Origin of the sequence: Novosphingobium sp., from assembly GCF_027489515.1 — a bacterium.
GTDB lineage: Bacteria > Pseudomonadota > Alphaproteobacteria > Sphingomonadales > Sphingomonadaceae > Novosphingobium.
This window is the reverse complement of record NZ_JAIXZS010000048.1, coordinates 18,986-29,693: the sequence shown is the minus strand read 5'-3', so window position 1 is coordinate 29,693 and position 10,708 is coordinate 18,986. Positions and strand designations below refer to the sequence as shown.

9 protein-coding genes are annotated in these 10,708 nt (G+C 66.4%); 4 read left to right on the top strand and 5 right to left on the bottom strand.

The window, feature by feature from the left end; genetic code table 11:
* Positions 1-21: 21 nt before the first annotated feature.
* Genes Q0082_RS08095 through Q0082_RS08075 form a run of 5 tightly spaced genes read right to left on the bottom strand, consistent with a single transcriptional unit; the run spans position 22 to position 6,390 of the window.
* Entirely contained in the window at positions 22-1,800 is a 1,779-nt protein-coding gene (locus tag Q0082_RS08095; RefSeq protein WP_298191390.1) for a putative porin, read from the bottom strand.
* 49 nt (positions 1,801-1,849) lie between these two features.
* Complete coding sequence (locus tag Q0082_RS08090; RefSeq protein ID WP_298191389.1) at positions 1,850-2,593, bottom strand: TonB C-terminal domain-containing protein; 744 nt, start codon at positions 2,591-2,593, stop codon at positions 1,850-1,852.
* A gap of 12 nt (positions 2,594-2,605) precedes the next feature.
* Entirely contained in the window at positions 2,606-3,013 is a 408-nt protein-coding gene (locus tag Q0082_RS08085) for a biopolymer transporter ExbD (protein WP_298191387.1), read from the bottom strand.
* A 12-nt stretch (positions 3,014-3,025) separates the two neighbouring features.
* Entirely contained in the window at positions 3,026-4,798 is a 1,773-nt protein-coding gene (locus Q0082_RS08080) for a MotA/TolQ/ExbB proton channel family protein (protein WP_298191386.1), read from the bottom strand.
* On the bottom strand, positions 4,798-6,390 hold the full coding sequence (locus Q0082_RS08075) for a ShlB/FhaC/HecB family hemolysin secretion/activation protein (protein ID WP_298191385.1): 1,593 nt from the start codon (positions 6,388-6,390) through the stop codon (positions 4,798-4,800). Before Q0082_RS08075 ends, Q0082_RS08080 begins: the two co-directional genes overlap by 1 nt.
* A 556-nt stretch (positions 6,391-6,946) precedes the next feature.
* On the opposite strand from Q0082_RS08075, the gene Q0082_RS08070 reads away from it, so the two are divergent.
* The 4 genes from Q0082_RS08070 to Q0082_RS08055 are packed head-to-tail and all read left to right on the top strand — an operon-like array spanning position 6,947 to position 10,706.
* Entirely contained in the window at positions 6,947-8,587 is a 1,641-nt protein-coding gene (locus Q0082_RS08070; RefSeq protein ID WP_298191383.1) for a GspE/PulE family protein, read from the top strand.
* Between the two features lie 5 nt (positions 8,588-8,592).
* Positions 8,593-9,807 carry a type II secretion system F family protein gene (locus tag Q0082_RS08065; RefSeq protein ID WP_298191382.1) on the top strand — a complete coding sequence of 405 codons (1,215 nt, stop codon included), beginning with the start codon at positions 8,593-8,595 and terminating at the stop codon, positions 9,805-9,807.
* Complete coding sequence (gspG, locus tag Q0082_RS08060) at positions 9,804-10,247, top strand: type II secretion system major pseudopilin GspG (protein ID WP_298191380.1); 444 nt, start codon at positions 9,804-9,806, stop codon at positions 10,245-10,247. The genes Q0082_RS08065 and gspG overlap by 4 nt, the downstream gene beginning before the upstream one ends.
* A 3-nt stretch (positions 10,248-10,250) precedes the next feature.
* Positions 10,251-10,706, top strand: a complete 456-nt coding sequence (locus Q0082_RS08055) for a type II secretion system protein (protein ID WP_298191378.1) — start codon at positions 10,251-10,253, stop codon at positions 10,704-10,706.
* Positions 10,707-10,708: the final 2 nt, after the last annotated feature.

Below are 10,708 nucleotides of genomic sequence, written 5' to 3'. Positions count from 1 at the left end.
GAAACGGGATAGGGCCGGTCGTCAGAACCGGGCCATGAAGTCGATCTGCAGCACGTCGATCGCCAGCGGCTCGCCGGCAATCTCGTTGCCGCTGAACCAGCGGCCGCGCACCGAAACACGGTCGGCAACGCCGTATTCCGCGCCGATGATGTAGCCCTTCACGTTGGTGCCACCGAGGTGAAGGTCGCTATCGGTATAGGCATCGAGCACCGCATCGCTCTGGAGATAGCGATACTCGCCGAACGCGCTCCACGATCCCTTCTTGTAGACTTTCGCGTGGCCGATCGTGGCATTGGCCAGCCAGCCGATATTGCCGCCGATGAAGCTGGTCGGGTTGGTCTTGGTGCAGATGTTGCGCGCCGTGTTCCCGTCGCTGCCGTAGTTGTTGTAGGGCTGAATAAGGAACGCCTCGGGCGTGTCGAACCGGCCCTGGCAGATGTCGCTGCGCTTGAAGCCAAGGTTGCGCAGGTAGTCGCCCGCGATCTTGACCCCGACGTCACCCGAAATCGGCGCGCGCACCGCCAGGTTGAGATCGAGGATGTTGTAATCGAACTTCAGGCCGAACAGCTGCGGATAGACGCCGGTGCTGTTGGCGACGAGATTGCGCAGGGTGAACAGCGTGTTGCCCTTGCGCAGGAAGCGCGCCTGCAAGGCGTCGGTCGAGCAGAAATCGCCCAGATCGAGGTTGCACGGCTCGGACAAGCGGCCCTGCACGTTGGTATAGCTGTGATAGGCCGCGCTGGCATCGATGCTGATGCCGCTCCCCACCGGGGTCTTCAGCCGGACTTCACCCGCAAACAGCCACTTGGTCGGGTAGGCCAGCTTGTTGATCGCCACATTGGGAAAACCCGACGAGCCATAGTCGAGCGGGAAGGCCCCGCCGGTCAGCGAGAGCGCCGAATCCTTGCCCGTCAAGCCGGCCCATTTGACCGAGGCGGACACGCCGTCAAACCGCAGATCCTCGTCGTAGAGCAGCGGAGTGGTGTTGAACGGCGTTTCGAACCGCCCGAACTGCAGCGTCGCCCACTTGAACGGCTTCACGACGATATCGGCGGTATCGATGAAGATCGGGCGCTTCGAGAAGCTGGCACCGAGGCTGGCGTTTTCCGAGATCGGGCTGTTGTCGTCGCCCGAACCCAGCGCGATCGTCGCGGTCACGCCGTCGACGACGTGGGCTTCGATGCCGAGCCGCGCGCGGTAGCGCAGATTGTTGCGGTCCTTGCGGGTGTTGATGAACTGGTACGAAGAGAGGCGGGCCAGATCGATCGGCAGACCCGATGCCGTCATCGATTCGAAGTCGAGGATCTGGTTGGAGTTGGTGTCGGCGAAGAACTCGCCCTGCGCGCGCACGCGAACATCGCCGTACATGCGGATGCGCCTCGTCCATTCGGGCGCGGCCTGGTCCTTCGTCACCCAGCCTTCGGTGGCGGCCTGGGCCATGATCTCGCCGCGGATCTCGTCGCGGATCTGCTGACGCACAGATTCGGGGACGCGGGCCACACGCACGGCCCCTGCCGGTGGAGGCGGGGGCGGCGGCGGCGTGGCGGCGGCCATGCGCGCCTTGTCAGCCTCGGACTGCGCTTGCGCGAGCAGGGCATCGCCATCGGCCTGCGTCAGCGTGCCCTTGGCGACCAGCAAGCGGATGAGGTTGGTCATCGCATCAGCAGAGGGTGCTGCTGCCGCCGCGGGCGCGGCAGCAGCTTCGGGCGCGGTCTGGGCCTGGGCGGCGGTGCTTGCCAGCAACGCGGCGAGCGCTGCGGACAGGCCGGCGCGGCGGGAGGCGGAACGACGCAGCGACATTGCGGGACTCCATGATCGGATAGGGCTCTCGGGCCCGATAGGGTGCAGGTCAGAGGCCACGGCTGCCCCGGACGGTTATCTTTTGCGGGAAACGGAACGAGGCGGGCGGCGCATCCAGCCCGCGGATCGATTGCAGCACCGCAAGCAGGGTCTGGTCGCGCTTGGCATTGCCGCTCGAGCGCAGCAGCTGGACCGCGGTGACCTGCCCGCCCGGGCTGATCGTCACGGCAAAGTCGGCGCTGAAGATCTGGCGATTGATCTTGTCGTTGCTCTGCACCCGCTCCTGCAACGCAGAGCTGAGATAGCGCGTGTAGAACCCGGTCGCGATCGGCGAGCCGCCACCGCAGGGGGGCGCAAGGCAAGTGCCGTTGCTGCCGCCGCCGCCCATGCCGCCGCCCTTGCCGGCACTAAGCCCGAACGCATCGGTGCCTGCCTGCGCAGGCCCGTCGATCTTCATCGGTGCGGGCTGATCGGGCGCAGGCGCGGGCGCAGGCTCGGGCACCGGCGCAGGATCGGGCTTCGCATCGGGCGGCGGCTGATCGGGCGGGGGTGGCGGAGGCGGCGGCGGGGGTGGCGGCGGGGGCAACATGTCCACCGTCTGCGGCGGCGCCTGCTCCACCTTCACGCCCGGCACTTCCGTCACGATCCCGTAGATCCAGTACGCCGCGAGCAGCACAAGCACACCGACGCCCGCCTGGATCAGGCGCAGCTTCGGCGAGGCCTTGACGTTCGGATTGAACGCAGGCGGCCCGGAAACCGAGGATGGATCAGGAGAGGCGGGGCGGCTGGCCATGGCTGCTGGCGATCAGGTCCCTGTGGGCTTGCCGGTCACCAGCCCGACCTTGGACAGGTCGAGCCTGCGGCAGAGATCGAGCACTTCCATGATCTTGCCGTATTGCGTCGTCGTATCGCCCTTGAGCACGATCGGCACATCGGGGTTCGAGGCCTTCGCGTTGCGCAGGCGCGTCTCGAGATCGGGCAGCGTGACCGGGAAGGCATCCATGAAGATCTGCCCCTGATCGTTGACCGTGAGCGCAATGGTCTTGGGCTGGACGAGGCTCTTGGCCGAGCTTGCCTTGGGCAGATCGACCTTGATGCCCTGCACCGAAGCCGTCGCCATGAGGATGAAGATCACCAGAAGCACGTACGCGAGGTCGAGCATCGGGGTGATGTTGATGTCGTCATAGGCCTTGCGGCCGCCACCTACCTGCATGGGTCGCGCTCCTTATTCTGCCGCTTCGCGCATCTGCGCGGCGTCTGCCTGCATTTCGGCGAGGCGGGTGATGAGGCGGTCGATGAACACGCGCATCTGGTCGGCCAGTGCCGAGATCCGCCCGTTCAGATAGTTGTAGCCAAACAACGCGGGGATCGCGCAGGCGAGGCCCGCGATCGTCGCGAGCAACGCTGCGGCGATACCCGGCGCGATCGCGTTCACATTCACGTCGCCCGCCATCGCCACGCCGCCGAACACGGTCATCACGCCGATCACGGTGCCAAGCAGGCCGATGAACGGACCGCCGGAGATCGCGATGGTGAGAATGACCATCAGCTTGTCGAGCTTCTGGTTCTCCTCGACATAGACCGCGTCCACCGCAGCGCGCATCGCTTCCACTGCTTCAGCCGAAAGCGCGCGGGCCGAGCCGTGCTTGCGGCGCACGTCGAGCTCGGCAATGCCCATCTCGTAGAGGCGGGCGAGCGGCGAGGTGGTCTTGATGAAGGCAACTTCCGGCTCGGTGATGCCCTGCACTTGCGCAAGCGGGACAAGTTCCTCGTGCATCGCATTGAAGCGCGTGAAGAACTGGGCATTGCCCTTGTCCGCCGCGTTCAGGTAGCGGATCTTCGCCACCATCAGCGAGATCGCCATGGTGAGCAGGATCATGCACAAGCCGATGATGAAAGCGTCGACCGGCTCGAGCTTGCTGACGATGAAGAACAGCACGCCGCCGCCGTTGCCCTGCTTTTCCGCCGTGTCGGACACGCCGACGAGCTTGTTCGAGGGGCCTTCGGCATTGGCCATTGCGAGCAGCATCGCGGCCGGGCGCGCGGTCTTGGAGAGGCGCACTTCATCGAGCGAGCCGACCAGTGTGCCGCCGAGTGTGATCGGACCTGCAATCGCGGGAAGCGCGACCGAGACCGCGCCCGCCTCGACACCGTTCACGTAGATCTTGAGCGTGGTGCCGTCCGCAACCACGCCGATATGGGTCCAGTCCCCCTGTTTGACCGCAGCCGTCGCTGCCGCGCGGCCGGAACCCACGGCGACGTAAGGCATGCCGGCGCTGATGCCGATCACCATGCCCCCGCGCGAGAACAGCTGCTGGTCGCCGCCGAGATTGTCGGGCTTCACCCAGGCGGTGAAGGTGAAGGGCGCGCCCGGCGTCATCGCGAGCGACGGCGCATCGTTCACCGTGATACCGCCCTGGCCGACGAAATGGCCGCCATGGCCGACGATCGCGCTGTCCTCGATACCAGTGGGCGCGTTGAGCGCATTGTTGCCGTTGGCAGTCTTGTCCTCGGTCGGCTGGCCGGGGCCCTCGGAGAAGTGGTAGGCGAGCGTGTAATCCGGATCGAAGCTGCCCTTGACGTCCTCGCCGACGGGCGCGTTCTTGTTGCCGAAGTAGAGCCAGATCTGCTTCTTCTCGCCGCCGCTCAGCACCGGCAGGCTGACCCACACCGTGGCAACGCCGTTCTTCGAGTCGTAGCTCTCGATATGGTAGGGCAGCGGGTTCTTGTCGTCGCTGTCGACGAAGCGGATGTCAGCCCCGTTCTCGAGCGCATCGGTGAAGGTGAAGTTGCCGCTGTGCAGGCGCACCAGCACCAGCGTGCGGCCGATCGGACCGCTGACGTTGACGCCGCTCGGGCTGGTGTCGATCGTCACCGCCTTGCGATAGGCCCAGTCCTTCTGCCACCAGGCCGCAGCCGGTGAGGCCCATGTCCCCATCATGAGGACAAGGAGCGCAAAGAAGGCCTTCAAAACAGGCCGCAAGGTGCTGGTGTGCATCAGAATTCGCCCCTGGCTGTAAAGACGACGCGGGCCTTGCCGCGTTCGGAATCGGACAATGTGGTGAGCGGGACGCCGACGGTCAGACCGCCGACAAGGTGCTTGAACAGGCGCAGGCGCAGGCCCCCGCCCACGCTGGCCTCGCCAAAGCGCGCGCGCTGGTCGGCCAGCGGGTTGATGATCCCGACAAGGCCGTAATCGACAAAGACATAGGGCCTGAGCTCGCCGACGAAGTCGGGCAGGCTGCCGGCAAGCGAGGGCCCGTCGAGCTGAACCGTGCCGGCATAGCCGCGATCGCCCACCGCCTCGGACTGGAAGTAGCCACGCACTGAGCCTTCGCCGCCGATGCCGAACTGCTCGTTCGAGACGAGGTGGCTGTCGGCATACTGGCCGGCCACCTTGAAGATCAGGCTGACGTCGTCGGCGATCAGCCGGGTCCACGTGATGTCGGCGTTGATATGCGCGAAGTTTTCGCGCGCGTTGAAGTCGCGCAGCGAGAGCTGGTCTTCCAGCGTGCAGTTCGCCGTCTGCGAAAGATCGGCGCAGACGAGGCGCTTGATCACGCGCAGGCCGAGCGTTGCACCGATGTTGATGTCGAGCTCGCTCTTTTCGCCGGGGCGCGTGTAAGAATAGCCCAGAACGAGCGGAATGTAGCGGATCGGGGCCTGGCTTGCGAGCTCGCCCTTGATCACGATGTTCTGTTTGAAGTCCTTGTAATCAAGCCCGAACGAGAATGTCTGATCGGCCTTCTCCCCGGAGAGCCGGTAGATCGCGCGCGCGCCGACCTGATAGCCGTTGCCCAGCACCTGCGTACCGCCGAGGGCTGCGATATTGCTGTTGGACTTGAACCCGAACAGCACCAGCGACCAAGGCGTGCCGAGCAGAGGGGCGTTGTAGGAACCCGAAATTACCTCGGTCTGCCGCCGATCGCGCGGGGCGACGATGTAGGAGCCCGACAGCGTGTGCCCCGCGCCCCACAGGTTGGTGTACCGAAGCGAGGCGGACAGGCGCAGCCGGTCGGTATTCGGACTATTGTCGTTGTTGAGTTCGAGCGAACCGTGGACCGGGAAGCTGTCCTTGACCTTCAGCTCGACATCGATGGCGCCCTCGGTCTTGCTCGGCTTGAACGATGGCGTGACCGTGCGGTCGGGAATGCGGTTGGCCTCGGCCAGTTGCTTCTGCAGGGCCGCGAGATTGAGCGGCTTGCCAGCCTCGACCGAAGGCAGCTGCGCGCGCACGGCATCGGCCGAATGGAACTTGGCGCCGGCCACGCGTACCTCGCCGACCGGCGCTTCGGAAACGCGGATCTGGATATAGCCCTGGGCGAAGCGGACATTGTCCTGCGGCGGGATATCGACGACCGCCGCTTCATAACCCTTGGCAGCATAAACATCCTGCAGCGCCTTGCGCGCGGCTTCGAGATCGGCGGCTGTCTTGTTCTCTCCGGTGTACGGATAGATCGCGTTCTCGATCTCGTCGGCGCTGAGCACGGTTGCACCGACGACATCGATCGCCTCGACCGTAAAGCGTTCGGGCGCCGCCGCAGCGTCCTGCGCGTGCGCCGAGGACGCGCAGAGCGCAGCCGCTCCCACGAACGAAGCATACAGCGCGCGCAGCCGCGCAGATTTAGTATGGCCGCAAGACATGGCGCATCTGTCCGGAAAGACCGACCCCTGACTGACCGGCCCCCCAAGGTCCGATTCACCAAGTCCGCCATTGGGATCCCAATGTGTAACTTTTGCGACGAACCTGCCGACCGCGATGCATCGGCCTTTCACTTGCGCGGATTGCGGAAAGGTGCGTTTTCGGCCAAGTTTCAGTGCTAAACAGCGCGGGCAATGGGGTATGAGGGTGCGCGTGTTGGAAACGGATTTGTCACATGCCGCGCATAAACGCTGCGGCCGCAGCATTGCCGAGTGCAGGTCATGCTCCGCACTGCGCAAGGCTCGATGATCCATGTCTGCTTCCATCAATTCCCTTGCTTCTTCGGCGGATAGCGCCGGGCATGGGGCTGTGAGCGGGCCAGGCAGCGGCTCCGGGCAAAGCTCTGGCCCGCACCCGTCCGGGGCTGCGCGGCACGGTTCAGGCGGAAAAGAATCCGATCCGGCCAGATTCGCGGAATTTTCCGGCGACCCCTCGGATGGCCTCATGGCGATCCTGCGGCGCGAGACCGCGATGCCCGAGGAAGCGCTGGCCCGCGCGCGGCTGGTCGAAAGCGAGACGGGTGAGACGCTCGACAAGATCGTCACCCGGCTCGGTCTGATCTCGGAAGATGCGCTCGCCGCTGCGCTCGCCCGCGCGCTCGATTTGCCGCTCGTCGACGCGACGAGCTTTCCGGCGGAAAGCGCCGCCGTGCCGGAGGTTTCCGCTCCCTTCCTGCGCGATCGCCGCGCCGTGCCGCTGCGCATTGAAGGCACGGCGGTGGTGGTCGCCATGGCCAATCCGCTTGACCGCGATGCGGTAGAAGGCATCGCCTTTGCCACAGGCCGCCGGGTCGAGCGCTGCGTTGCGCGCGGCGGCGATATCGATGCCGCTATCGACCGGCTCTACCGCGCAGAGGCGGCAGCCGAAGTCGAGGACGAAGTCGACGAGGGCGATCTCGAGCGACTTAAGGACATGGTCAGCGATGCGCCGGTGATCCGCGCGGTCAACCGCCTGATCGCCGATGCCGTCGACGCGCGCGCTTCCGACATTCATCTCGAGCCGACCGACGACCGCCTCGCCGTGCGCTTCCGCATCGATGGCATGCTGCGCGAAATGGCGCCCAAGCCTGCCGCAATGCGCGCACCGGTGGTGAGCCGCATCAAGGTCATGGCCAATCTCAACATTGCAGAGCGCCGCCTGCCGCAGGACGGCCGGCTGCGGCTGACGGTGCGCGGGCACGAGATCGATCTGCGCGTCGCGACGGCGCCCTCGATCCATGGCGAGAGCGTGGTCATGCGCATTCTCGACCGATCGAACCTCTCGCTCGATCCCAAGTCGCTGGGCTTTGACGCTGATCTTGAAGCGCAATTCCTTGGCGCGCTGGCGCAGCCGCACGGCATCATGCTGGTGACGGGGCCGACCGGCTCGGGCAAGACGACCACGCTCTATGCCGCGCTCGCGCACCTCAACGCGCCCGAGCGCAAGCTGACGACGATCGAGGACCCGATCGAGTACCGCCTCCCCGGCGTGGTGCAGAGCCAGATCAACCCGGGCATCGGCTACACGTTTTCCTCCGCGCTGCGCTCGTTCCTGCGCCAGGATCCAGACGTGATGATGGTCGGCGAAATTCGCGACACCGAAACCGCGCAGATCGCGGTGCAGGCCGCACTCACCGGTCACATGATCCTCTCGACGCTGCACACCAATACCGCAGCAGGGGCCGTCACCCGCCTGCTCGATATGGGGGTGGAGCCGTTCCTGCTGTCCTCGGTGCTGACGGGTGTACTCGCGCAGCGGCTGGTGCGGCGGCTCTGTCCGCATTGCCGTGAGCCCTACGAGGCGGACCCGGCGCTGCTCGAACGGCTCGGAATCGCAGCGCACGCGCACGAGAGCCATACCTTCTATCGCCCCGTTGGCTGCCCGCGGTGCAAGAATTCGGGCTATGCCGGGCGCATGGCGGTCTTCGAATTCATCCGCATCGACCGCGACATGGCCGCGTTGATCCTGCACCGCGCCGATACGCGCACGATTGCCGAAGCGGCGGCGCGCGCAGGGTTCGGCACCTTGCGCGGCGACGGCATTGCCAAGGCGCGGCTCGGTCTCACCGCGCTCGAAGAAGTCCTGCGCGTCGCGAGCGAGGACTGAGCAGGGTGGCGACCTTCCAGTACCGGGCGCTCGCGGCGAGCGGATCGGCCGTTTCCGGCCAGATCGAGGCGGCCAGCCGCGAAGATGCGATCGCGACGATGCGCAAGTCCGGCATGCGCCCGATCGAGATTGCCGAGCCGAAGGCCGGTGCTGCCGCCGCGCGCAAGCGTGGCAGCAAGACGCCCTCACGCCTTGTCACCAATGTCTTTGCCGAGCTTGGCGTGCTGCTGCAGGCAGGCCTGCCGCTCGACCGGGCGCTGGCCATCGCGGTCGAGAATGTCGAACAGCCGCCGCTGCGCGCGCGCCTCGCCGAAGTGCTCGCCGCGGTGCGTGAGGGCAAGCCGCTCTCCGCCGCGCTTGCCGCGCATCCGGATCTTTTTCCCGGCCTCGCCCCCGCGATGACCGAGGCGGGCGAGGCCAACGGCAAGCTGGGCGAGGCGCTGGCCCGGCTCGCGCAGATGCTGGAGCAGGCCGACGAGCAGCGCCGCCAGATCGGTTCGGCGATGACCTACCCGATCGCAATCGGGGTCATCGCGCTCGGGGTGATCCTGCTCATGCTGCTGTTCGTGGTCCCGCAGTTCGAGGGGCTGTTTGCCTCCGCGCCGCCGGGAAAGCTGCCCGCCGCCTCGCTGTTCGTGATGGGCGCGAGCCAGTTCGTGCGCGCCAATGGCCTGATCATTCTCGCCGTGCTGGCGGGCGCGGGCCTTTCTGCGCGCGCGGCGCTGGCGCGGCCGGGGGGCAAGGCCTGGCTCGACCGCACGATCCTCGACGTGCCGCAGATCGGCGTGCTCGTCCGCAACATCGAGACGGTGCGCTTTGCTCGCAGCCTCGGCGCGCTGATCGAAGGCGGCGTACCGCTGCCGAATGCCCTCGCGCTTGCACGGCGCACAGTGACCAATGGCCACATGAATGCCGGCATCGGCGAGGTGACCGATATCGTGCGGCAGGGCGGAGGTCTGGCCGCCCCGCTCGCCGAGCGGCGCGTGCTGCCGACCATGGCGCTCAGCTTCATCCGCACGGGCGAGGAAACCTCGCAGCTTGGCCCCATGCTTGCGCGGCTTGCGACGGTGCTCGACCGCGACGTCAAGGTTCGGCTGGAGCGGGTGATCGCGGTGGCGACACCGGTGATCGTCGTCTCGCTCGGCGTGCTAGTCGCGGCCATGGTGGCCTCGATCATGTCGGCAATTCTCGGTTTCAACGATCTGGCGGTGTCACAATGAAAATCAGGAACAACATCCCTCATCGCAAGGGCCCCGTCCGCAACGGCTTCACCCTGCTCGAACTGCTCGTGGTGCTCGCCATTCTCGGCCTGCTCTATGCGATCGTCGGGCCGCAGGTGATCAAGTACCTGTCGAGTTCCAAGAGCGAGACGGCGGCGGTGCAGGTCAAGAATGTCGATGCCGCGATGAAGCTGCTGCGGCTCGATGCCGGGCGCTACCCGACCAATCAGGAAGGGCTGCAGGCGCTTGTCACCCAGCCCGCCGGGATGCCGAACTGGCGCGGGCCCTATCTGCCGAACAGCGCAGCGCTGACCGATCCCTGGGGCAACACCTATCGCTATGCCAATCCCGGCAAGCACGGCGAGATCGACGTCTATTCGCTGGGATCAGACAATACCGAAGGCGGCACGGGCGAGGCCAAGGACCTCGGCAACTGGTAAGCGATGCTGCGTGCCTCCGCCCTTCCCCCGGCCAAACGCGCCGATAGCGGCTTCACGCTGCTGGAAATGCTTGTGGTGCTGGCCATCACCGGCCTGATCACGGGGCTGCTCTATCCGCAGATCGGAACCGCAACGCTCGCGATCAGGCAGCGGTTGGCGCGCGAGCAGGTGGCAGCGGGCGTGGAAGCCGCGCGGGCGATGGCGCTGCGCAGCGGCGGGCCGGTGGCTCTGAGCGCAGACCGCGATGCGCCGGCGCTGCTCGTTGGCGGCACGCGCCGGATCACGCTTGATGCGACCGGGCAGATCCGGCTCACGATGCGGCCGCAGACCATCATGTTTTACCCCGATGGCAGCACGACCGGCGGCCAGCTGGTGCTGGGCACGGGGCGCGATGCCGCTGCGTTCGATGTGCCGCGCGCGGGCGCCGGTCTGCGTGCCGTCGGTGCGGGCGGGGCCTGAAC